Origin of the sequence: Streptomyces cyanogenus (assembly GCF_017526105.1) — a bacterium.
Taxonomy (GTDB): domain Bacteria; phylum Actinomycetota; class Actinomycetes; order Streptomycetales; family Streptomycetaceae; genus Streptomyces; species Streptomyces cyanogenus.
Window position 1 is genome coordinate 5,702,662 of sequence record NZ_CP071839.1, and the last position, 21,181, is coordinate 5,723,842.

General features: G+C 71.6%; 20 protein-coding genes and 2 tRNA genes. 12 read left to right on the forward strand and 10 right to left on the reverse strand.

Features of this window, described 5'->3' with window-relative positions:
- The first annotated feature begins 6 nt into the window (after positions 1-6).
- Both S1361_RS25775 and S1361_RS25780 read left to right on the forward strand, forming a co-directional pair.
- Complete coding sequence (locus tag S1361_RS25775; protein WP_208034138.1) at positions 7-687, forward strand: AIM24 family protein; 681 nt, start codon at positions 7-9, stop codon at positions 685-687.
- A gap of 17 nt (positions 688-704) precedes the next feature.
- A complete protein-coding gene (locus tag S1361_RS25780) occupies positions 705-1,460 on the forward strand; it encodes an AIM24 family protein (protein ID WP_208034139.1) in 756 nt (251 codons plus the stop codon).
- A gap of 62 nt (positions 1,461-1,522) precedes the next feature.
- On the opposite strand, the gene S1361_RS25785 is transcribed toward S1361_RS25780, so the two are convergent.
- On the reverse strand, positions 1,523-2,044 hold the full coding sequence (locus tag S1361_RS25785) for an NUDIX hydrolase (protein WP_208034140.1): 522 nt from the start codon (positions 2,042-2,044) through the stop codon (positions 1,523-1,525).
- Positions 2,041-3,486: a zinc-dependent metalloprotease gene (locus tag S1361_RS25790; RefSeq protein WP_208034141.1), complete on the reverse strand. Its 1,446-nt coding sequence runs from the start codon at positions 3,484-3,486 to the stop codon at positions 2,041-2,043. The genes S1361_RS25785 and S1361_RS25790 overlap by 4 nt, the downstream gene beginning before the upstream one ends.
- Before the next feature lie 192 nt (positions 3,487-3,678).
- Here S1361_RS25790 and S1361_RS25795 point away from each other — a divergent pair, with 192 nt between their 5' ends.
- From S1361_RS25795 to S1361_RS25810, 4 genes are all read left to right on the forward strand, one after another.
- Positions 3,679-4,791, forward strand: coding sequence for an SDR family oxidoreductase (locus tag S1361_RS25795; RefSeq protein ID WP_208034142.1), 1,113 nt, complete (start codon positions 3,679-3,681; stop codon positions 4,789-4,791).
- A gap of 323 nt (positions 4,792-5,114) precedes the next feature.
- Positions 5,115-5,576: a molybdenum cofactor biosynthesis protein MoaE gene (locus S1361_RS25800; RefSeq protein ID WP_208034143.1), complete on the forward strand. Its 462-nt coding sequence runs from the start codon at positions 5,115-5,117 to the stop codon at positions 5,574-5,576.
- A gap of 137 nt (positions 5,577-5,713) precedes the next feature.
- The gene (locus S1361_RS25805; RefSeq protein WP_208034144.1) at positions 5,714-5,887 is read left to right on the forward strand and encodes a hypothetical protein; all 174 of its coding nucleotides are present in this window, start codon (positions 5,714-5,716) and stop codon (positions 5,885-5,887) included.
- 50 nt (positions 5,888-5,937) lie between these two features.
- Positions 5,938-7,035 (forward strand): YlbL family protein, encoded by a 1,098-nt coding sequence (locus S1361_RS25810; RefSeq protein ID WP_208034145.1) that lies wholly within the window; start codon positions 5,938-5,940, stop codon positions 7,033-7,035.
- A 72-nt stretch (positions 7,036-7,107) separates the two neighbouring features.
- On the opposite strand, the gene S1361_RS25815 is transcribed toward S1361_RS25810, so the two are convergent.
- Complete coding sequence (locus tag S1361_RS25815) at positions 7,108-7,650, reverse strand: PPA1309 family protein (RefSeq protein ID WP_208034146.1); 543 nt, start codon at positions 7,648-7,650, stop codon at positions 7,108-7,110.
- 165 nt (positions 7,651-7,815) lie between these two features.
- On the opposite strand from S1361_RS25815, the gene S1361_RS25820 reads away from it, so the two are divergent.
- The 4 genes from S1361_RS25820 to S1361_RS25835 all read left to right on the forward strand — a co-directional run bounded on the left by S1361_RS25820 (position 7,816) and on the right by S1361_RS25835 (position 12,993).
- Positions 7,816-10,728: a UPF0182 family membrane protein gene (locus S1361_RS25820; RefSeq protein ID WP_243769554.1), complete on the forward strand. Its 2,913-nt coding sequence runs from the start codon at positions 7,816-7,818 to the stop codon at positions 10,726-10,728.
- A 41-nt stretch (positions 10,729-10,769) separates the two neighbouring features.
- Positions 10,770-10,843 (forward strand) — tRNA-Met (locus S1361_RS25825).
- 205 nt (positions 10,844-11,048) lie between these two features.
- Entirely contained in the window at positions 11,049-12,860 is a 1,812-nt protein-coding gene (locus tag S1361_RS25830; protein WP_208034148.1) for a tetratricopeptide repeat protein, read from the forward strand.
- Positions 12,861-12,919: 59 nt separating this feature from the next.
- Positions 12,920-12,993 (forward strand) — tRNA-Met (locus S1361_RS25835).
- A gap of 156 nt (positions 12,994-13,149) precedes the next feature.
- Here the strand turns inward: S1361_RS25835 and S1361_RS25840 are convergent.
- Complete coding sequence (locus S1361_RS25840) at positions 13,150-13,566, reverse strand: Fur family transcriptional regulator (RefSeq protein WP_171152985.1); 417 nt, start codon at positions 13,564-13,566, stop codon at positions 13,150-13,152.
- Between the two features lie 145 nt (positions 13,567-13,711).
- On the opposite strand from S1361_RS25840, the gene S1361_RS25845 reads away from it, so the two are divergent.
- Positions 13,712-15,166: a catalase gene (locus S1361_RS25845; protein ID WP_208034149.1), complete on the forward strand. Its 1,455-nt coding sequence runs from the start codon at positions 13,712-13,714 to the stop codon at positions 15,164-15,166.
- A 68-nt stretch (positions 15,167-15,234) separates the two neighbouring features.
- Here the strand turns inward: S1361_RS25845 and S1361_RS25850 are convergent, their stop codons facing one another.
- The gene (locus S1361_RS25850; protein WP_208034150.1) at positions 15,235-15,630 is read right to left on the reverse strand and encodes a CBS domain-containing protein; all 396 of its coding nucleotides are present in this window, start codon (positions 15,628-15,630) and stop codon (positions 15,235-15,237) included.
- Between the two features lie 145 nt (positions 15,631-15,775).
- Positions 15,776-16,576 carry a histidinol-phosphatase gene (hisN, locus tag S1361_RS25855; protein ID WP_208034151.1) on the reverse strand — a complete coding sequence of 267 codons (801 nt, stop codon included), beginning with the start codon at positions 16,574-16,576 and terminating at the stop codon, positions 15,776-15,778.
- 228 nt (positions 16,577-16,804) lie between these two features.
- Between hisN and S1361_RS25860 the strand changes: the two genes are divergently transcribed.
- Entirely contained in the window at positions 16,805-17,410 is a 606-nt protein-coding gene (locus S1361_RS25860) for a TetR/AcrR family transcriptional regulator (RefSeq protein WP_208034152.1), read from the forward strand.
- Positions 17,411-17,524: 114 nt separating this feature from the next.
- On the opposite strand, the gene S1361_RS25865 is transcribed toward S1361_RS25860, so the two are convergent.
- From S1361_RS25865 to S1361_RS25880, 4 genes are all read right to left on the reverse strand, one after another.
- Positions 17,525-17,848 carry a DMT family transporter gene (locus S1361_RS25865; protein WP_208034153.1) on the reverse strand — a complete coding sequence of 108 codons (324 nt, stop codon included), beginning with the start codon at positions 17,846-17,848 and terminating at the stop codon, positions 17,525-17,527.
- Positions 17,849-17,933: 85 nt separating this feature from the next.
- Positions 17,934-18,944, reverse strand: coding sequence for a ribosome small subunit-dependent GTPase A (rsgA, locus tag S1361_RS25870; protein ID WP_208034154.1), 1,011 nt, complete (start codon positions 18,942-18,944; stop codon positions 17,934-17,936).
- Positions 18,945-18,953: 9 nt separating this feature from the next.
- Complete coding sequence (aroA, locus tag S1361_RS25875) at positions 18,954-20,270, reverse strand: 3-phosphoshikimate 1-carboxyvinyltransferase (protein WP_208034155.1); 1,317 nt, start codon at positions 20,268-20,270, stop codon at positions 18,954-18,956.
- 28 nt (positions 20,271-20,298) lie between these two features.
- Positions 20,299-21,021, reverse strand: coding sequence for a M50 family metallopeptidase (locus S1361_RS25880; RefSeq protein WP_208034156.1), 723 nt, complete (start codon positions 21,019-21,021; stop codon positions 20,299-20,301).
- Between the last annotated feature and the right edge of the window lie 160 nt (positions 21,022-21,181).

Consider the following 21,181-nt stretch of genomic DNA (forward strand, 5'->3'; position numbering starts at 1 on the left):
CCCGTCATGAACCAGCCGCTCGCGGGCTTCGCCCCCGCACCCGTCACCGCCCGCATGGAGAACCACGGCAGCCACATGCTGAAGGTGGCCATGCAGACCGGAAACGACCTCCTCGCGCGCGTGGGGTCGATGGTCGCCTACGAAGGCTTCATCCAGTACGAGCCCAACCCGCCGGCCGTCCGCCAGATCGCCCGTGACTGGATCACCGGCGAGGGCGCTCCGCTGATGAAGTGCACAGGGGACGGCCTGCTCTACCTCGCCGACTACGGCGCCGACGTCGTCGTGATCAACCTCAACGGCGACGGCATCTCCGTCAACGCCACCAACCTGCTCGCCTTCGACGCGCACCTGACCTGGGGCGTGGAGCGGGTCAAGGGGCTCGCGAAGTTCGCCGGGCAGGGCCTGTGGAACACGAGGATCTCCGGGCAGGGCTGGGTCGCGCTGACCTCCCGGGGCAAGCCGATCGTCGTGGACTGCGGCGGCGGCGAGGACGAGACGTACGTCGACCCCGACGCGCTCGTCGCCTGGTCGCCGAACCTGAAGGTGAAGGGCAAGCGCAGCTTCAAGGCCCAGTCGCTGATCGGCCGGGGCAGCGGCGAGGCCTACCAGATGGCCTTCTCCGGCCAGGGCATCGTCGTCGTCCAGCCCAGCGAGGACAGCACCGACCGCCTCCGGTTCCGGGGCTGAGGGGGAGCCAGAACACCATGCAGAGCCCGCTTTTCGCGCACAACGACCTCCAGTCCCAGGAACGCTGGAGCCTGCAGAACGCGCAGATGCTCCGGATCACCCTGGAGGGCCACGACGACCTCCTCGCCCGCAAGGGCACCATGGTCGCCTACCAGGGCCTCGTCGAGTTCGACGCCGAGTACCGCAGCAACAACCAGGCACGCGCGCGTGCACGCACCGGCGAGGGCCTGGACCTGATGCGCTGTCACGGCCAGGGCACCGTCTACCTCGCCAACCTCGCCCAGCGCGTGCACATCATGGACGTCGAGCAGGACGGGCTGACCGTCGACAGCTCCTACGTCCTCGCCATGGACTCCTCGCTGCACCACGAGGTCATCGCCGTCGACAGCCTCTACGGCATCTCCGGCTCCGGGAAGTACCAGCTGAACATCACCGGGCGCGGCAAGGTCGCCCTGATGACCTCCGGGGCGCCGCTGCTGATGCAGGTCACGCCCGACCGGTACGTCAACTGCGACGCCGACGCGATCGTCGCCTGGTCCACCGGGCTGCGCGTGCAGATGCAGGCGCAGACGCACTCCTCCGGGGTGTGGCGGCGGCGCGGGAACACCGGTGAGGGCTGGGAGCTGAGCTTCATGGGCTCCGGGTTCGCGCTCGTGCAGCCCAGCGAACTGCTGCCGCCGCAGAACGCTGTGATCGGGCAGGGCCTCGCCGCCCAGTTCGGCATGGGCCAGCAGGGGGCGCGCGGCCAGAACCAGGGCAACGTCTGGAGCTGAGCCACACCGCGGACCCAGGACGTGTAAGGGGTGGCCGCCCAGGGCGGCCACCCCTTACACCGTCAGAGCCTGGCGCGCGTCGCCTCCAGCAGGCGTACGACGGACTCGTCGGCTACGCCCGCCACCTCGTCGTAGGCGTACCAGCGCAGGTCCAGGGACTCGTCGCTGATCTCCTGCACCGCGCCGGGCGGGGCGAGGACCGCGTACTGGACGTCGAAGTGCCAGTGGCACGGCGCCGGGATCGGATGCCGGTCCAGCCGCACCGGGCCGCCGGGCAGCAGCGTCAGCCCGGAGATGCCGGACTCCTCCGTCGCCTCGCGCAGGGCCGCCGCCGCCAGCGTCGGGTCGCCCGGCTCGCAGTGGCCGCCCATCTGCAGCCACATCCGCAGCTTCCGGTGCAGCGTGAGCAGCACCCGGCCGCGCTCCGGGTCGATCACCAGGGCACTGGCCGTGACATGACCCGCGTGGCAGGCCTTCCACATGCCGTCCGGGTGGGCGGACAGGTGGTCCAGGTAGGCCTGGCGCAGCTCTTCCTGGCCCTCGTACCCCTTCAGGACGAGGACCGCGTCGTCGTACAGGCTCACTCGGCGTCGTCGCCCTCGGTCTCGCCGTCGTCCTTCTTGCGCAGGTCCGGCTTGCCGTGCGAGCCGCTCGCCGCCTCGCCGAGCATCTTGTCCAGCTCGGAGAAGTCCAGCTGCTCGCGGTGGACGAAACCGTCCGGGTCGTCGAGGTCGGTCGCGGTCGGCAGCATGTCCGGGTGGGCCCACAGGCCGTCCCGGCCGTCCACCCCGCGCGCGTCCGTCAGCGACGCCCACAGGCGGGAGGCGTCCCGCAGCCGGCGCGGGCGCAGTTCCAGACCGATCAGCGTGGCGAACGTCTGCTCCGCCGGGCCACCGGTGGCCCGGCGGCGCCGCAGCGTCTCGCGCAGGGCGTCGGCGGACCCCAGGCGCGGCTTCGCGGCGGCGTGGACCACCGCGTCCACCCAGCCCTCCACGAGCGCCAGAGCGGTCTCCAGACGGGCCAGGGCGGCCTTCTGCTCGGGCGTGTCCTCCGGCTGGAACATGCCCTGCTGGAGCGCGTCCTGCAGCTGCTCGGGGTTCTGCGGGTCGAACTGGCCGACCACGTCCTCCAGCTTGGCCGTGTCGACCTTGATCCCGCGCGCGTAGCCGTCGACCGCGCCGAACAGGTGCGAGCGCAGCCACGGCACGTGCGCGAACAGACGCTGGTGGGCGGCCTCGCGCAGGGCCAGGTAGAGCCGCACCTCCTCCTGCGGCACGCCCAGGTCCCGGCCGAACGCCTCCACGTTCGCCGGCAGCAGCGCCGCCCGGCCGGCCGGGCCCAGCGGCAGACCGATGTCGGTCGAGCCGACGACCTCGCCCGCGAGCACGCCCACGGCCTGCCCGATCTGCGTGCCGAACATGGCACCGCCCATCGAGCGCATCATGCCGATCAGCGGGCCCGCCATGGCCTGCATCTCCTCCGGCAGAACATCGCCCATGGCCGCGCCGACCCGCTCGGCGACCGGGTCGACCAGCTCCTGCCAGGCGGGCAGGGTCGCCTCCACCCACTCCGCGCGCGACCAGGCCACCGCCGAGCCGGAACCCGACGGCAGGGACGTCGCGTCGTCCAGCCACAGGTCGGCCAGCCGGACGGCCTCCTCGACCGCCTTGCGCTCGGCCGGGCCGACGCTGGCGTCCTTCGAGCCGTCCTGCGCGCCCTGCGCGACCGTCTGGCGGGCGATCTGCTTGGCCATGTCCCAGTTCACCGGCCCGCCCTCGTACGAGAGCATCTGGCCGAGCTGCTGGAACGCGGCGCCCAGGTCGGTGGGGTTCAGGGAACCGAACATGGCTGCGAGCGGGTTGTCGGCGCCGGGGCCGCCAAAGCCGCCGGCTCCGGGCAGGCCGCCGAAACCGAACGGATTGGCCGGTCCCTGCCCACCACCGCTCTGCTGGTCCTTCTTCTTGCCCTCGTCGCCGTCCTCCGGCTCCTCCGGCGGAAGGCCGAAACCGAATGGGGTGTCACTCACGGGATTCCTCGGCTGGTAAGGCCACCGGTTGCGATCCGGCGGCGCGGCTGCCCGACAACACCACCCAGCGTAGACACCTGAACCCGATCGGGCCTCGGTGCTTCGCCTGCGGAAGGCCTGCGGCAGGATGGATGCACCTGGTACGTACGCGTCACTCGCGCCCGTACTGAAGACAACCGCTGGAGACGCCCGGTGAGTTCCCCAGATCCGCAGGTTCGCGCAGCGCGAAACCCCTCAACCCCTCCTGCCGTGCGCGGGCCCGTCGTCGCGGTGACCGGCGCCGCCACCGGGGTCGGCGCCCTGCTCACCGAGCGGCTCGCCGCCTCCGAGGAGATCAAACAGGTCCTCGCCATCGACGAGCGGCGCGGCGAGTGCGCCGACGCCCAGTGGCACATCCTCGACGTGCGCGACCCCGCCATCGCGGACAAACTGCGCGGCGCCGACGTCGTCGTCCACCTCGCGCTCGACCTCAATCTGGAGACCGATCCGGCGGCACGCACGGCTTACAACGTCCGGGGGACCCAGACCGTCCTGACCGCGGCGGCGGCGGCCGGGGTGCACCGCGTGGTGCTGTGCACCTCGTCGATGGTCTACGGCGCGCTCCCGGACAACGAGCTGCCCCTGTCGGAGGACGCCGAGCTGCGCGCCACCGCCGAGGCGACCGGGGTCGGCGACCTGCTGGAGATCGAGCGGCTGGCGCGCCGGGCGCCGCGCGCGCATCCGGGGCTCAACGTCACCGTGGTCCGGCCGGCCGTCCTCGTCGGCGGCACCGACACCGCGCTGACCAGGTACTTCGAGTCACCGCGGCTGCTGGTCGTGGCCGGGTCGCGGCCCGCGTGGCAGTTCTGCCACGTCGAGGACCTGTGCAGCGCCCTGGAGTACGCCGTCCTGGAGAAGGTCGAGGGTGAGCTGGCCGTCGGCTGCGACGGGTGGCTGGAACAGGAGGAGGTCGAGGAGCTGAGCGGCATCCGGCGGATGGAGCTGCCCTCGGCGGTCGCGCTCGGCGCGGCGGCCCGGCTGCACCGGATCGGCCTCACCCCCTCCCCGGCGGGCGACCTCGCCTACACGATGTACCCCTGGGTGGTCAGCGGCAGCCGGCTGCACGACGCCGGATGGCGGCCGCAGTGGACCAACGAGGAGGTCCTCGCCGAACTGCTGGAGGAGGTGTCCGGGCGGCACACCGTGGCCGGCCGGCGGCTGGGACGCAAGGACGCCACGGCGGCCGGCGCGGCCGGCGCGACCGTCGCCCTGCTGGGCGCGGCGGCCGTCGTACGACGGGCCCGCAAGGCCCGGCGGCGCGTCTGACAGGCCCGGCACCGGGGTCGTACGGTGGGGGCCTGCAAGGCCTGGGGGTGCGTCGGAGAGGCCCGGCCCCGGGGTCGTACGGCGGACGTCACAAGACCTGGGGCCCCGGGGTCGTACGGCGGACGTCGCAAGGCCTGGGGGCGCGTCGGAGAGGTCCGGCACCGGGTCGTACGGCGGCCCGCAAGGCCCGGCGGCGCGCCCCAGGCGTCCGGCACCGCCGCGGGCGGCTCGCGGTCACGTCGTAGGACGCTCCAAAACGCCCCGCGCGCGTACCTGGTGAATCTCGCATTCCCGATGTCCGAGGCGTACGGCACGATGGACGCATGGCACACACGAACGACCACCCCGGTGAGCGGGCGGCCCAGGATCCCATCAAGCTGATCGCCGTCCGCGAGACGCCGCTCTCCGTCGACGAGGTGTTCCGTGCCGTCGGGGACGCCGCCGCCGGGGGCATCGCGCTGTTCGTGGGCACCGTGCGCAACCACGACGGGGGCGCCGACGTGGACGCGCTCGGCTACTCGTGCCACCCCAGCGCCGAGGCCGAGATGCGCCGGATCGCCGAGAAGGTCGTCGCGGACCACCCCGTGCGGGCGCTGGCCGCCGTCCACCGGGTGGGCGACCTCCGGGTGGGTGACCTCGCCGTCGTCGTCGCCGTGGCCTGCCCGCACCGCGCGGAGGCCTTCGACGCCTGCCGCAAGCTGATCGACGACCTCAAGCACGAGGTGCCCATCTGGAAGCACCAGAAGTTCTCCGACGGCACCGAGGAGTGGGTCGGCGCCTGCTGAGGCTGCTCCGAACGTGTCACACCGGGCACACAATCCCTCCGGTTGCGTAACCGGCACCCTCGCGTGAGCGTTGTCCGTACGGATGGTTAATCTGCTGATCAGTCAGTTGCGGACGCTCATGGCGTATGGAGGTCGGCATGGGGGTGCTTGTCTGGCTGCTGATTCCGCTTGTGGCTGCGATCGGCGGTGGACTGTGGGGCAGTTGGGCGAACCGGACCCGGAAGGCCCGCAGCGACGGCCCTGAGCTGGACGGATACGCCCGGTTCCGGGAAGCCATGGAGAAGTCCCGCACGGGTGCGCGCGGCGCGTGACGGGGGTGCCCTGACGGTGCGCTGACAGAGGCGTCCCGTACTGTCGTGGCATGCCACGCCGCACCGCGACGATGCTCGCCTCGACCCTGATGCTGATCGCGCTCCTGTGCGCGGGAGTGCTCATCCCCGTGCCGTACGCGGAGATGTCTCCCGGCCCCACCGTGAACACGCTCGGGGAGCACGACGGAGAGCCGGTGCTGCAGATCTCCGGGCACAAGACCTATCCGGCGGACGGCCACCTCAACATGACCACCGTCCGGGTCACCAGCGCCGGCTACCGGATGAACCTCGTCGAGGCCGTCTACGGCTGGCTCGCGCACGACAGCAGGATCGTCCCGCACGACACGCTCTACCCGGACGGCAAGACGGAGGAGCAGTCCACCCAGGAGAACGCCGAGGAGTTCAGCCAGTCCCAGGAGAGCGCCAAGGTCGCCGCGCTGAAGGAGCTGGGCATCCCGGTGCGGTCCTGGGTGATCGTCTCCACGGTCGTCAAGGGCTCCCCGGCCGAGGGCAGGCTGCACGCCGGTGACGTGATCAAGGCCGTCGACGGCGCGGCCGTCAAGCAGCCGGCCGACGTCGCCAAGCTGGTGACCAAGCACAAGCCCGGACAGAAGGTCGTCTTCACCGTCGTCCCCGCCAAGGAGCAGGCCGCCGCCGAGAAGGCCCACAGGACGGCGAGCCGGACACAGGACGTCACCATCACCACCGCGACCTCCGACGACAGCGGCGCCAAGCGGGCCATCGTCGGCATCTCCGCCGGGACCGACCACACCTTCCCGTTCTCCATCGACATCAAGCTCGCCGATGTCGGCGGGCCCAGCGCCGGCCTGATGTTCGCCCTCGGGATCTACGACAAGCTCACCCCGGGCGACCTCACCGGCGGCACCTTCGTCGCCGGCACCGGCACCATCGACGACAACGGCACGGTCGGCCCCATCGGCGGCGTCGAGATGAAGACCGTCGGCGCGCGCGACAAGGGCGCCCGGTACTTCCTGACCCCCGCCGACAACTGCGCCGCGGCCGCCAAGGACACCCCGAGCGGACTCACCCTGGTCAAGGTCAAGACCATCGGTGACGCGCTCGGCGCGCTGAAGGACATCCGCAGCGGCGACACCGCCGCCCTGCCCAAGTGCACCACCAAGGGCTGAGCGGGCCCTGACACGGCGGGGGGCGCTCCCCGATCACCAGGGGCGCCCCCGTCGTCGTGGCATGGGACGGGATCAGTCGGCGAAGGTCGCCGCCAGGGCCTCCGCCAGGCCCGGCACCAGGTCGGGGCCGGTCAGGACCTCCGTCGGGGAGTCCTTCTCGCGCAGCCGCAGCGCCGACTCGCGGCTGCCGTCGCGCAGCACGGCCACCGTCATCCGGACCTCCTGGCGCTCGGGGTGCTCGGCCACCCACGTCGCCAGCCCGGCCTCGTCCAGACCGGAGGGGACCTGGGCCTCCGCGGACGGCGGCAGCATCAGGCGCTCCACGGTGAGCGCGCAGCCGGCCACCGCGTCCGGCCAGGCGATGGTGCCGAGGAACTCGTCGAGCGGCTTGCCGGACGGGATCTCGTCCTGCTCGATCGGGGTGAGACCGACGGTCTCGGACTCGTCCTCCAGGCCCAGCTGGGCCGCGAGCGACGGTTCCTGAGCCCGCAGCCGTGCGGTGTCTACGAGGGCGAAAAGGCGAGCGGGCCGGTCCCAGCCGAGGCCGGAGACGTACTCGTCGATCTCGAGTACGGCCCGGGTGAGCGGGCTCGCTGCCATGGGAGTGTTGGACATGGTCACAATCCTGCCTCGTTCAGGGCCGGAATCGGGAACCGAGTAAACCGTGAGTAAGTTGCATAGGGTGTGGGCCCGCGATCACGGGGGGCCACGGCGGGCCCGCGAACCCGAGGGTCTGACGGATCGACAGCGAACTTCGAGGTGCGCACCTTGGCTTTCCAGATGCCGGACCGCGGCGGAGGCCCGACGGGGCCACGGATCAGAGCGGGCCGCCCGTCCCGGAGGGTGAGGACCCTGCTCGTGACACTGGGCGTCCTCGCCGTCCTCGGCATGGCGTTCACCATGTTCGCGGGCTTCTGGACGGACTGGCTGTGGTACCGGTCGGTGCACTACTCGTCCGTGTTCACCACCACCCTGTCGACCAAGATCGGGCTGTTCTTCGTCTTCGGCCTGCTGATGGCGGCTGCGGTCGGCCTCAACATCTGGCTCGCGCACCGGCTGCGGCCCCCGCTCAGCGCCATGTCCATGGAACAGCAGAGCCTCGACCGCTACCGCATGGCCATCGCGCCGTACAAGACGTGGCTGCTGCTCGCCGTCACCGCGCTGGTCGGGCTGATCGCGGGCGCCTCCGCGTCGAGCCAGTGGCGGACCTGGCTGATGTGGGTGAACGGCGTGTCCTTCCACGAGAAGGACCCCCAGTTCCACCTGGACGTCTCCTTCTACGCCTTCGACCTGCCCTGGTACCGCTTCCTGCTGGGCTTCGGCTTCGCCGCCGCCATCCTGTGCCTGATCGCCGCCGCGCTCACCCACTACCTGTACGGCGGGCTGCGCATCACCAGCCCGGGCGCGCGCGCCACCGCCGCCGCGACCGGACACCTCTCGGTGCTGCTCGGCATCTTCGTCGCCCTCAAGGCGGTCGCCTACTGGCTCGACCGGTACGGCCTCGCGGTCAAGTCCAGCGACTTCAAGGCGACCGACAACTGGACCGGCCTGCGCTACGTCGACGCCAACGCCTATCTGCCGGCCAAGACGATCCTGTTCTGCATCGCCGTCATCTGCGCCCTGCTGTTCTTCGCCACCCTGTGGCGGCGCACCTGGCAGCTGCCCGTCATCGGCTTCGGCCTGATGGTCCTGTCGGCGATCCTGATCGGCGGCCTGTACCCGGCCATCGTGCAGAAGTTCCAGGTCCAGCCGAACGAGCAGGCGAAGGAGGCGCCGTACGTCCAGAAGAACCTGAAGGCGACCCGCCAGGCGTACGGCATCGACGACACCCAGGTCACCGAGTACCCGGGCAAGTCCACGACCACGGACAAGACCAGGCTGCGCGACCAGGTCGACGCCACGGCCAGCATCCGCATCATGGACCCCAACGTCGTCTCGCCGACGTTCCAGCAGCTCCAGCAGATCAAGGCCTACTACGGGTTCCCGACCAACCTCGACGTCGACCGGTACCCCAAGGACGGCAAGGAGCAGGACACCGTCATCGGTCTGCGGGAACTCAACCTGGACGGCATCCCGAAGAACAACTGGATCAACGACCACTTCCGTTACACCCACGGCTTCGGCGTGGTGGCCGCCAAGGGCACCGAGGCCGACCCCGAGGGCCGGCCGGTCTTCACCGAGAAGAACCTGCCCTCCCAGGGCGACCTCGGGAGCTACGAGCAGCGGATCTACTACGGCGAGAAGACCACCGCGTACTCGATCGTCGGAGGCCCCCAGAAGGAGGTCGACTACTCCGACAACGAGCGCGAGATGACCACCAGCTACCAGGGCAAGAGCGGGGTCAACCTCGACAACCCGGTCAACCGGGCCGCGTACGCGGTGGCGTTCAACGAGCCGCAGATCCTCTACTCGGGCGCGATCGGCAAGGGCTCGCGGATCCTGTACAACCGCACGCCCAAGGAGCGCGTGGAGGCGGTCGCCCCCTGGCTGACCATCGACGGCGACGCCTACCCGGCGGTCGTGGACCACCGCATCCAGTGGATCGTCGACGCGTACACGACGTCGAACGGCTACCCGTACTCCTCCCGTACGACCCTCGGCGACACGACGGCCGACTCGCTGACCGCCACTAACGACTCGCGCGCGGTGGTGGCCCAGCAGAACCAGGTCAACTACATCCGCAACTCGGTGAAGGCGACGGTCGACGCGTACACCGGCGAGGTCAAGCTGTACCAGTGGGACACCCAGGACCCGGTGCTGAAGACCTGGATGAAGGCCTTCCCCGACACGGTGCAGCCGCGCACCGCGATCTCCGCCGAGCTGATGGACCATCTGCGCTATCCGCAGGACCTGTTCAAGGTCCAGCGCGAGCTGCTCACCCGCTACCACGTGACGGACGCGCAGACCTTCCTGACCGGCAGCGAGGTGTGGCAGGTCCCGGACGACCCGACGAACAACTCGGGCAGCGCGGTGCCGCCGTACTACCTGAGCATGAAGATGCCGGGCCAGAACGACCAGGCGTTCTCGCTGACCACGACGTTCACCCCCAACAAGCGTGACAACCTCAGCGCCTTCATGGCCGTGGACTCCGATCCGCGCACCGACGACTACGGCAGGATCAGAGTCCTGAAGCTGCCGACGAACACGACCGTCGACGGCCCCAAACAGGTCCAGAGCCAGTTCAACTCCGAATCGGCCATCGCCGAGACCATCAGCCTCCTCAGCCGCGGCCACTCGAAGGTCGAGTACGGCAATCTGCTGACCGTGCCGCTGGACGGGGGCCTGCTGTACGCGGAGCCCGTCTACGTCCGCGGTGGTTCGCTCAAGTACCCGTTGCTGAGGAAGGTTCTGGTCACCTACGAGGGCAAGACCGCCTTCAAGAACACCCTGGACGAGGCCCTCGACGAGGTCTTCGGGGTGAAGAGTTCGACCAGACCGCCGGAGACCGGCACCACCAACCCGCCGGGCACCGGCAACCCCACGGTCGAACAGGCGCTGGAGGATGCCCAGAAGGCCTTCGACGCCGGGCAGCAGGCGCTGAAGGACGGGCCCGACTGGGACGCGTACGCCAAGGCACAGAAGGATCTCCAGGACGCGCTCAAGCGGGCCGAGGACGCACAGTCCAAGGCCGGCCGGACCAGCGGCGCGAACAGCGGGAAGACGGAGGAGAAGGGCGAAGCGGGCAAGAGCTGATCAAGCCGCCGCCGCGCCGTGGTACGGTTGACCAGCAACGGCGCGGGGTGGAGCAGCTCGGTAGCTCGCTGGGCTCATAACCCAGAGGTCGCAGGTTCAAATCCTGTCCCCGCTACTGAAGTCGAAGGCCCGGATCCAACAAGGATCCGGGCCTTCGTGGTGTGCGAACTCATGTACAGGGGGGAGTGACGGCCGCGCCGCCGTGGGGAGTTGGGCGGTATGTGTTTGACTTGTCTCCCTGTGGGCATGTCGACAAAACGCTGAAGTGACCTCACGGGCTGCGGTATACCGGGTGTACCCAGGTTGCAGGTGGTGCGACGATGGACGTTATGGGGGACAAGGGAACTCTGTTCGAGACAGGGCGATTTGTGCAGCCTTCCGGTATCGAGCCGGCCCGCGACGAGATGGCGGACATGGGGGAGGCCGGGGAGGAGACGCGCCTCGCGCTCGCCGCGCAGAGCGGCGACGCCGAGGCGGCGAGTGTGCTGGGGGCCATGCTGCTGCGCCGCGGTGACCTCGACGGAGCCGAACCCCATCTGCGCGCGGCCACCGCGGCCGGTGACCGGGCCGCCGCCAACAACCTGGGCGTCCTGTTGCACCAGCGCGGTTACGCCGAGGAGGCGGCCGGCTGGTGGCGGATCGCCGCCGTGGCCGGCTCCGCCGCCGCCGCGCACGCGCTCGGCCGTCACCACCGCGAGCGCGGGGACGAGCCGGCCGCCGAGTACTGGCTGCGCCAGTCCGCCGAGCAGGGCCACGTCCTCGGCGCCTACGCGCTCGCCGACCTGCTGGAGCACCGCGGGGACGCCGACGCCGAGCACTGGATGCGGGCCGCCGCCGAACGCGGGCACCGGGAGGCCGCCTACCGGCTGGCACGCGCCCTGGACCGCACGGCCGGACCGGGGGACGAGACCGCCGCCGACAACGCTGTCGCCGAGGCCGAGCAGTGGTACCGGCAGGCCGCCGCGCGCGGTCACCGGCGGGCCGCGCTGCACCTCGGGGCCATCCTGGAGAAGCGCGGCGAGCTGAAGGAGGCCGGGCGCTGGTACCTGACCTCCGCCAAGGACGGCGAGCCGCGGGCCGCCTGCGCGCTCGGTTTCCTGCTCCGCGACGCCGGTGACACCGAGAGCGCGGCCGTGTGGTGGCTGCGCGCCGCCCAGGAGGGCGACGGCAACGCGGCCAACGCGCTGGGCGCGCTGCACGCCGAGCGCGGCGAGACCCAGACCGCCGAACGCTGGTACCGGGCCGCGCTGGACGCCGGCGACGACAACGGCGCCTACAACCTCGGGCTGCTCTGCGCCGAGCAGGGGCGGACCGCCCAGGCCGAGCAGTGGTACCGGCGGGCCGCCTACGCCGGGCACCGGGAGGCGGCGAACGCGCTGGCCATCCTGCTGCTGCAGGGCGGCGACACCACCGGGGCCGAGCCGTGGTTCTCCAAGGCCGCCGAGGCCGGCAGCGTGGACGCCGCGTTCAACCTCGGCATCCTCTACGCCGGGCGCGGCGAGGACGAGACGGCGCTGCGCTGGTACGAGCAGGCGGCCGCCGCCGGGCACGCCGAGGCGGCGCTCCAGGTCGGGATCGCCCGGCTGATCGAGGGCGACGAGCAGGAGGCCGAACGGCATCTGCGCTGTGCGGCGGGCGGCGGCAGCGCGGAGGGCGCATACCGGCTGGCCGCCCTGCTCGACGCGCGCCGTCCGCCGGAGCCCGCGCACGAGCTGGGCGAGACCGTGCAGGAGAAGACCGAGTGCGAGGAGTGGTACGAGCGTGCCGCCTCGCAGGGGCACCGGCGGGCGCAGGTCCGGGTCGGCATGCTCGCGGCGGCACGGGGTGACGTGGTGGAGGCGGCGCGGTGGTACCGGGCGGCGGCCGAGGCGGGCTCCCGCAACGGCGCCTTCAACCTGGGGCTGCTGCTCGCCCGCGAGGGCAGCGAGCCGGAGGCGGCGGTGTGGTGGGCCCGGGCCGCGGACGCCGGGCACGGTCGGGCGGCGCTGCGGCTGGCCCTGGTCTACGCGCGTCGCGGCGAGCTGGCCGAGGGGCAGCGGTGGGCCGACCGAGCCGTGGCGCTGGGGCCGCCGGAGGTGGCCGAGCGGGCGGGACGGCTGCGGGACGCGCTGCGTGAGGAGCTCACGGCCTGAGCGGCCGGGAAAGCGATTTGCATCCCGGCGCCGGAGTCACGTAGTGTCGTGTTCACCGACGCGGGGTGGAGCAGCTCGGTAGCTCGCTGGGCTCATAACCCAGAGGTCGCAGGTTCAAATCCTGTCCCCGCTACTGAAGGCCGAGGGCCGGAATCCAGAAATGGGTTCCGGCCCTCGCTTTTTGTGCGTTCACCGACAGCCCGGCGGTCTCACGAGGAGAGCCTGGCCGTCTTCGTGCGCGCACGAGAAGAGCCCCGGCGGTTGCCGGGGCTCCGGGGAGGCGAGGGTGCTACGCGCCCGCGCAGTTCGGGCACAGCCCCCGGTACGTCACCTCGACGTCCGAGACCGTGAAGCCGAAGCGCTCGGTGTCGGGGAGGTCGGCGAGGGGGTTGCCGGTGGGGTGGACGTCGCGGATCGCGCCGCACCGGGCACACACCAGGTGGTGGTGCGGGCGGTGCGCGTTCGGGTCGTACCGCTTGGCGCGCTTGTCCGTCGTGACTTCCAGCACCTCGCCGAGCGAGACCAGCTCGCCCAGGGTGTTGTAGACGGTCGCCCGGGAGATCTCGGGCAGCTTCGCGACGGCCCGCGCATGGACCTCGTCCGCCGTCAGGTGGACGTGCTCGCCGTTCAGGACCTCGGCCACCACGCGTCGCTGCGCGGTCATCCGCCATCCGCGTCCACGCAGCCGTTCCAGAAGGTCGCTCATGGCCACCAGCCTAACAGGAAGGGTCACCAGATCGGGAATGGGTGTGACTTTGGATCGCTGTTTGACTTAGACAAAGTCCATTGTAGGATCGAGACCGGCTTTGGCCACAGGACAGGACTAGGCAGTGTTGATGCAGGAGGCGCACGTGACGCAGGGACCGCTCACCACGGAGGCCGGGGCTCCGGTCGCCGACAACCAGAACAGCGAGACGGCGGGCGTCGGCGGGCCGGTCCTGGTCCAGGACCAGCTGCTGCTGGAGAAGCTGGCCCACTTCAACCGTGAGCGCATCCCGGAGCGCGTGGTGCACGCCCGCGGCGCCGGCGCGTACGGCACCTTCACCGTGACCGCCGACGTCACCCCGTACACGCGCGCGGCCTTCCTCTCCGAGGTCGGCAAGCAGACCGAGGTCTTCCTGCGCTTCTCGACCGTGGCCGGCAACCTCGGCGCTGCCGACGCCGTCCGGGACCCGCGCGGCTTCGCGCTGAAGTTCTACACGGAGGAGGGCAACTACGACCTCGTCGGCAACAACACCCCGGTCTTCTTCATCCGGGACGCGATCAAGTTCCCGGACTTCATCCACACCCAGAAGCGCGACCCGTACACCGGCTCCACGGAAGCCGACAACGTGTGGGACTTCTGGTCGCTGTCGCCCGAGTCGACCCACCAGGTGACCTGGCTGTTCGGCGACCGCGGCATCCCGGCGTCGTACCGGCACATGGACGGCTTCGGCTCGCACACCTTCCAGTGGAACAACGCCGCCGGCGAGGTCTTCTGGGTCAAGTACCACTTCAAGACCGACCAGGGGATCAAGAACCTCACCGCCGAGGAGGCCGAGGCCCTCGCGGGCAAGGACCCCGACTCCCACCAGCGCGACCTGCGCGAGGCGATCGAGCGCGGCGAGTTCCCGAGCTGGACCGTGGGCGTGCAGATCATGCCGGCGGCGGACGCGGCGACGTACCGCTTCAACCCGTTCGACCTGACCAAGGTGTGGCCGCACGCGGACTACCCGGTCACCGAGATCGGCAAGCTGGAGCTGAACCGCAACCCGCAGAACGTCTTCGCCGAGGTCGAGCAGTCGATCTTCTCCCCGGCGCACTTCGTGCCCGGCATCGGCCCGTCCCCGGACAAGATGCTCCAGGGGCGGCTCTTCGCCTACGGCGACGCGCACCGCTACCGCGTCGGCATCAACGCCGACCACCTGCCGGTGAACCGCCCGCACGCCACCGAGGCGCGCACCAACTCCCGGGACGGCTTCCTCTACGACGGCCGGCACGGCGGTGCCAGGAACTACGAGCCGAACAGCTTCGGCGGGCCGCAGCAGACCGGCCGCCCGCTGTGGCAGCCGTTCGACGGCTTCACCGGCGGCACCGGCGACCACCCGACGCCCGTGCACGCCGAGGACGACGACTTCGTGCAGGCGGGCAACCTCTACCGGCTGATGTCGGAGGAGGAGAAGGAGCGGCTCGTCGCCAACCTGGCGGGGGCCCTCTCCCAGGTCTCCCGCGAGGACATCGTCGAGCGCGCGGTCGGCAACTTCCGCAACGCCGACGCCGACTTCGGCAAGCGGCTGGAGGCGGCGGTGCAGGCGCTGCGCGGCTGAGCCGGCCGCCTTCGCGGCCGGGCGGGCCGGACCCCACGGTGCTCTGGGGTCCGGCCCGCTTCGTGCGTTCAGGGCACGGGCGCGGGTTCGCGGGCCGGGACCCAGCTGCGGATGATGTCGCGGACCGATACGATCCCGGCCACGTCGCCGCGGTCCAGGACGACCAGGTGGCGGAAGCCGCCGTGCGCCATGGCGCGGGCCGCCTCCTCCAGGGTCCAGGTCGGGGCGGCGAAGACGACGTCGGTGGTGGTGTGGGCGTGGGTGCGTTCCGAGTCCGGATTCTGGCCGAGGCCGACGGAGTTGAGGATGTCGCGTTCGGTGAGGATGCCGATGCCGCCGGCCTCCGGGTCGAGGACCACGGCCGCGCCGACGCGCCGGGCGGACATCAGGGCTGCTGCCTGACGGAGGGTGTGGGTGGGGCCGAGGGTGAGGATCACCGAGCTCATGGCGTCACGGACGAGCATGGATGGGCCACCTCCTAGGAACCCGTGACTGGTTCACGGATTCACAAATTCACAAGTGGGGGTGGGCCCAGAGTGCCAGGTAAAGGGAGGGTCAACAAGAGGGAGTGCGACGCGAGTTGAGGGCGTGTGCGGGCTTCTCCCTGCCTCAGCGGCGCTGGTTGAGATACCCCAGCAACTCGTCGTGGAGCAGGCCGTTGGACGCCGCCGCGTTGCCGCTGTGCGGGCCCGGGCGGCCGTCGAGGCCGGTGAAGGTGCCACCCGCCTCCGTCACGATGATCGCGTTCGCGGCCATGTCCCACAGGGACAACTCGGGCTCGGCGCAGATGTCCACGGACCCCTCGGCGACCATCATGTACGGCCAGAAGTCGCCGTACGCGCGCGTGCGCCACACCTGGCGGGTGAGGTCCAGGAAGCCGTCCAGGCGGCCCTGCTCCTCCCAGCCGGACAGCGAGGAGTACGCGAAGGAGGCGTCCGCGAGCTTGCCGACGCGGGAGGCGTGGATGCGGGTCGCGGAGGTCAGGTTGCGGCCGGTGAAGGCGCCGTGGCCCTTCGCGGCCCACCAGCGTCGGCCGAGGGCGGGGGCGGAGACGACGCCGACGACGGGCTGGTAGCCGCCCTCGCCGGCCTCCATCAGGGAGATCAGCGTCGCCCACACGGGGACGCCGCGGACGTAGTTCTTGGTGCCGTCGATCGGGTCGATCACCCAGCGGCGGGGGCCGGTGCCCTCGATACCGTACTCCTCGCCGAGGACGGCGTCCCGGGGGCGGGCGCGCTGGAGCTGGCCGCGGATCAGTTCTTCCGCCGCCTTGTCCGCTTCGCTCACCGGAGTCATGTCCGGCTTCGTCTCCACCTTCAGGTCGAGGGCCTTGAAGCGGGCCGTGGTGGCGGCGTCGGCCGCGTCCGCGAGGACGTGGGCGAGGCGGAGGTCGTCCAGGTAGTCGGGCATGCAACGAACGGTATCCGCCGTGGTCGGTGCGGGGCTACAGGGGTCCGGGTGACACGGCTGCGCGGTACCGCGGCTCCGCCGGGGCGCGGGAAGCGCGAGCGGAGCGTCCCCGTGCCCGCACGCGGGGGGGCGGACGAACACACCCCCGTACTTCCCCGTGAACCCTTGACAGTGCATACAAGGGCGTCAAATCTGGGCACAATGTCGCTGTGGTCCAGGGAGGCGCGCATGCCTGCTGCCCGGGAATCGCTGTTGGAGGCCGCGTACACGGCGCTGGCGCGCCGGCCGTGGTCGGCGGTGCGGATGGTGGACGTGGCGGCCTCGGCGGGCGTGTCCCGGCAGACCCTCTACAACGAGTTCGGCAGCAAGGACGGCCTGGCCCGGGCGCTGGTGCGGCGGGAGGCCGACGGATACCTCGCCGGTGTCGAGCGGGCCCTCGCCGGCTCCGCCGGGGCACCCGCCCGGCTGATCGCCACCGCCGAGTGGACGGCCGCCGCCGCCCGGGACAACGCGCTGGTCCGGGCCATGCTCACCGGCTGCTGGACCGAGCGGCTGCCGAGCCCGCCGCTCACCGCCGTACCCTCCACCTCGCCGGTACCGGCGCAGCGCCGGGCGGACGGGCCGCTGCCAGCGCCCCGCGACTTCGTGCGGATCGTCCGGGACCGCGCCGCGACCGCGCTGGCCGGCCCCGGCGCCGCCCCGGCCGACACCGCGGAGCTGCTGCGCTCCTGCGAGCTGGTCGTCCGCCTCGCCCTGTCCTGCGTGGCGGCGCCGCCGGGGGAGGGCGGGATGGAGCAGCTGGTGCGGGCGGTGCTCCCGCGGCACCTGGTGTGACGGCCGCCGGATCGGCCGCAGGCCTCGTCGGTACGAGGGGGACGGCGCGGCCCGTCGCATCGCGCGGGTGTGGGTGGTGCCTGCCGTAAGGGAGGGACGGGCCGGCGGCGCCGCTCAGTGGGCGGAGCCCGACAGCTGCAGCCCGATGACCCCGACGATGACCAGGCTGATGGAGACGATCTTCAGGGTGGAGACCAGGTCGCCGAGGAAGACCATGCCGTAGATCGCGGTGCCCGCCGCGCCGATGCCGGTCCACACGGCGTAGGCGGGGCCGACGTCCAGTTTCTTCAGGGACAGGGTGAGCAGACCGAAGCTGCCGAGGGCGAACGACGCGAAGGCGATCGTCGGCCACAGGCGCGTGAACCCGTGCGAGAGCTTCAGGCACACGGCGAAGCCGGTCTCCAGAAGTCCGGCCACTATGACCAGCAGCCACGCCATGTGTGGTCCTCCCGTTGGGTCCGGATCTCCGGCTCGGTGCGATTATGCACTTACCGGACTCGCACCACACCAAACAACGCCAGGCTCAGTCGCCTTCCGTGCGCTCCCGGGTGGCCAGCAGCCGGCGCAGCGAGTACAGCCGCGCCGGGTCCGCGTGCCCCTGCTCGACCCACGCGTCCAGCGCGCAGTCCGGCTCGTCGTGGCTGCACGCGCGCGGGCAGCCCTCGGTGCCGGGTTCGAGGTCCGGGAAGGCGTGGATCACCCGCGACGGATCGATGTGCGCGAGCCCGAAGGAACGGACGCCCGGGGTGTCGACGACCCAGCCGTCCGCACCGGCCAGCGGCAGCGCCAGGGCGGAGGTGGTGGTGTGCCGGCCGCGGCCCGTCACCGCGTTCACATGACCCGTCAGACGTCGGCGCTCCTGCGGCACCAGCGCGTTGACCAGCGTCGTCTTGCCGACGCCCGAGTGCCCCACGAACGCGGTGACCCGGCCGGCCAGGTGCTCGCGCACCCGGTCCGCCGCGCCGCCGCTGTCCAGTTCCTCCCGGCTGGTGACGACGTAGGGGATGTCCAGGTCGCCGTACAGCTCCAGCAGCTTGTCCGGCGGGGCCAGGTCCGACTTGGTCATCACCAGCAGCGGCTCCAGACCGCCGTCGTAGGCCGCGACCAGACAGCGGTCGATCAGCCGGGGCCGCGGCTCCGGATCGGCCAGGGCCGTCACGATCGCCAGCTGGTCGGCGTTGGCGACGACCACCCGCTCGTACGGATCGTCGTCGTCGGCGGTACGGCGCAGCACCGACGACCGCTCCTCGATGCGGACGATCCGCGCGAGGGTGTCCTTCCTGCCGGACAGGTCACCGACCAGGGCCACCCGGTCGCCCACCACGGCCGCCTTGCGGCCCAGCTCGCGGGCCTTCATCGCCATGACGGCCCGGTCCTCCACGAGGCAGGTCAGCCGCCCCCGGTCGACGGTGAGGACCATGCCCCAGGCCGCGTCCTCGTGCTTGGGCCGGATGTTCGTCCGGGGCCGGTTGCCCTTGCGGTTGGGACGGCTGCGGATGTCGTCCTCGTCGGTGTGCTTGCCGTAGCGGCGCATGACGTGTCCCTACTGTCCGAGCATCCCGGTCCACAGCTCGGGGAAGTCCGGCAGGGTCTTCGCCGTCGTCGCCACGTTCTCGATCCGCACGCCCTCGACCGCCAGGCCGATGACCGCGCCGGCGGTCGCCATGCGGTGGTCCTCGTAGGTGTGGAAGACCCCGCCGTGCAGCGGGCGCGGGCGGATGTGCAGGCCGTCGGCCGTCTCCGTGACGTCACCGCCCAGCTCGTTGATCTCCTTGGTGAGCGCGGCCAGCCGGTCCGTCTCGTGCAGCCGCAGGTGGGCCACGCCCCGCAGGGTCGACGGCGAGTCGGCGAGCGCGGCCACCGCCGCGATGCCCGGGGTCAGCTCGCCCACGTCGCCCAGGTCGACGTCGATGCCGTGGATCGCCCCGGAACCGCTGAACTCCAGCCCGTACTCGGTGAGTTCGCAGGAACCGCCCATCTCGGTGAAGATCTCCCGCAGCCGGTCACCCGGCTGGGTGGTGCGGGCCGGCCAGTCCGGGATCAGCACCCTGCCGCCGGTGACCAGGGCCGCCGCCAGGAACGGCTGCGCGTTGGACAGGTCCGGCTCGATCGTCAGGTCCCGGCCGAGCAGCGCGCCCGGCGTCACCCGCCACACGTTCGGCTCGCCGCCCGACTCCGGGGTGTCCACCTGGGCGCCGACCGCGCGCAGCATGTCCACCGTCATCCGGATGTGCGGCATCGAGGGCAGCGTCGCCCCGGTGTGCCGGACCTCCACCCCCTGGTTGAAGCGCGGGCCGGACAGCAGCAGCGCGGAGACGAACTGGGACGAGGAGGAGGCGTCGACCGACACCGGGCCGCCGTCCAGGGCCCCGCCGCCGTGCACGGTCAGCGGCAGCGCGCCCCGGCCGTCGTCGTCGATCCGCGCGCCGAGCAGCCGCAGCGCGTCGATCACCCCGTCGAGCGGCCGCTCGTACGACCGCGGGTCCCCGTCGAACCGGATGGGACCGTCGGCCAGCGCGGCCACCGGCGGCAGGAACCGCATGACGGTGCCCGCGTTGCCGACGTCGACCGTGGCCGGGCCGCGCAGGCCGGTGGGCAGCACCCGCCAGGCCTCGCCGGTGCCGTCCGGGCCCACCCCCTCCTCGATCTCGATGCCCATGGCCCTGAGGGCCCCGGCCATCAGCAGGGTGTCCCGGGACCGCAGGGGGCGGCGCAGCCAGCCCGGCTCGGAGGCCAGGGCGGCCAGGACCAGGGCACGGTTGGTGACCGACTTGGACCCCGGCACGTGGACCGTCGCGTCGACGGCTCCGCTCGCGTGCGGGGCGGGCCAGAGGGCGGTGGAGGAGGTGTTCGGGGCCATGGGGCCACTTTATAAGGAGGGCCCGGTCTCAACCTTCCAGCAGCCAGCGCCCGCCGCCGATCAGCGAGCACAGGGACACCGCGTGGAACAGGAACAGCCACAGGCCCGCCGGTACGTGCGTCAGCCGGGACAGCTGGTCCGCGTCCGAGTCCCCGGCCCCGCCCCGGGACCGCTTGGCCTGCAGCTCGAACGGCGGCCGTACCCCGCCGAACAGCAGGAACCACACCACCGCGTACGCGAACGCCGCCTGCACCTGCGGCCCCGCCAGCCAGGACACCAGCAGGAACGCCCCGCCCGCGAGGACCACGGTCAGCACGCCGTACGCGTTGCGGATCATCACCAGCATCGCCACCAGCAGGGCGGTGGCCGCCCACAGCAGCAGGGTGATGCGCCCGGTGGCCAGCAGCGCGGCCCCGCCGAGACCCAGCAGCGAGGGGGCGGTGTAGCCCGCGGCGGCCGTCAGGATCATGCCCACCCCGTACGGCTTGCCCCGGCTCACGGTGAGCCCGCTGGTGTCGGAGTGCAGCCGGATACCGGTGAGCTGCCGGCCGGTGAGCAGGGCGATCAGACCATGGCCGCCCTCGTGCGCGATGGTGACCGCGTTGCGGGATATCCGCCACACCGGGTGCGGGAGGACCACGGCGAGCGCCGCCCCCAGGGTGGCCAGCACCACCCACAGGTCGGGATCGGGCTGGGTCCCGGTGAGCCGGTCCCAGAGGTCGGGCAGCGCGAGGGCGGCGAGGCTGTCCATGTGTCCGAGTGGCTCCCTCTCCTGGTGCGGAGTCTGGCAGTGTGGCACGTACGTGCGGACGGTATCTGAGACGCCGACGCGACAGCGATCGTTCCTGGCGGCAAACGTGCAGGTCGGATGCTCACCGCAGCGTTGGCGCGACCGCGTGCTCTCGGTGCGT

Bases quoted from the DNA above. Each gene is read 5' to 3' on its own strand.
- rsgA (WP_208034154.1), bottom strand. From the start codon at position 18,944: ATGCGCCGCTACGGCAAGCACACCGACGAGGACGACATCCGCAGCCGT.
- S1361_RS25805 (WP_208034144.1), top strand. From the start codon at position 5,714: ATGGGGGTGCTTGTCTGGCTGCTGATTCCGCTTGTGGCTGCGATCGGC.
- S1361_RS25880 (WP_208034156.1), bottom strand. From the start codon at position 21,021: ATGGACAGCCTCGCCGCCCTCGCGCTGCCCGACCTCTGGGACCGGCTC.
- hisN (WP_208034151.1), bottom strand. From the start codon at position 16,576: ATGCCCGACTACCTGGACGACCTCCGCCTCGCCCACGTCCTCGCGGAC.
- S1361_RS25800 (WP_208034143.1), top strand. From the start codon at position 5,115: ATGGCACACACGAACGACCACCCCGGTGAGCGGGCGGCCCAGGATCCC.
- S1361_RS25820 (WP_243769554.1), top strand. From the start codon at position 7,816: ATGCCGGACCGCGGCGGAGGCCCGACGGGGCCACGGATCAGAGCGGGC.
- S1361_RS25830 (WP_208034148.1), top strand. From the start codon at position 11,049: ATGGACGTTATGGGGGACAAGGGAACTCTGTTCGAGACAGGGCGATTT.
- S1361_RS25810 (WP_208034145.1), top strand. From the start codon at position 5,938: ATGCCACGCCGCACCGCGACGATGCTCGCCTCGACCCTGATGCTGATC.
- S1361_RS25815 (WP_208034146.1), bottom strand. From the start codon at position 7,650: ATGTCCAACACTCCCATGGCAGCGAGCCCGCTCACCCGGGCCGTACTC.
- S1361_RS25850 (WP_208034150.1), bottom strand. From the start codon at position 15,630: ATGCTCGTCCGTGACGCCATGAGCTCGGTGATCCTCACCCTCGGCCCC.
- S1361_RS25840 (WP_171152985.1), bottom strand. From the start codon at position 13,566: ATGAGCGACCTTCTGGAACGGCTGCGTGGACGCGGATGGCGGATGACC.
- S1361_RS25775 (WP_208034138.1), top strand. From the start codon at position 7: ATGAACCAGCCGCTCGCGGGCTTCGCCCCCGCACCCGTCACCGCCCGC.
- aroA (WP_208034155.1), bottom strand. From the start codon at position 20,270: ATGGCCCCGAACACCTCCTCCACCGCCCTCTGGCCCGCCCCGCACGCG.
- S1361_RS25780 (WP_208034139.1), top strand. From the start codon at position 705: ATGCAGAGCCCGCTTTTCGCGCACAACGACCTCCAGTCCCAGGAACGC.
- S1361_RS25860 (WP_208034152.1), top strand. From the start codon at position 16,805: ATGCCTGCTGCCCGGGAATCGCTGTTGGAGGCCGCGTACACGGCGCTG.
- S1361_RS25865 (WP_208034153.1), bottom strand. From the start codon at position 17,848: ATGGCGTGGCTGCTGGTCATAGTGGCCGGACTTCTGGAGACCGGCTTC.